1 protein-coding gene is annotated in these 229 nt (G+C 40.6%); it reads right to left on the reverse strand.

The features are described 5' to 3' along the window. The coding region (yidC, locus tag R2R70_RS23730; protein ID WP_410979451.1) for a membrane protein insertase YidC at nt 1–229 on the reverse strand (229 nt) is incomplete at both ends.

The following is a 229-nucleotide window of genomic DNA, read 5'->3' on the forward strand; positions in this document are numbered from 1 at the left end:
GTTAGGTCTAAGTCAGGGTGAAGCGCTTCTAATACATCAGACTCTTTAGGGCCCATGTAGTAAATAGAAGTAATGGTTTGCTCTGAACCGGCTTGAACATTAACAGGTTCTGCTTTTGTACCAATGATAGCGGCGTTACTGCTTGTAATTAAGCTATAAAGGGTGTTGGTTTGGTCTTGCTTTGGTACCCACGCACTTACAAAGTAATGTTGAATAAATGCAATGTAAC

The organism is Cobetia sp. SIMBA_158 (assembly GCF_046566945.1).
GTDB lineage: Bacteria > Pseudomonadota > Gammaproteobacteria > Pseudomonadales > Halomonadaceae > Cobetia > Cobetia amphilecti.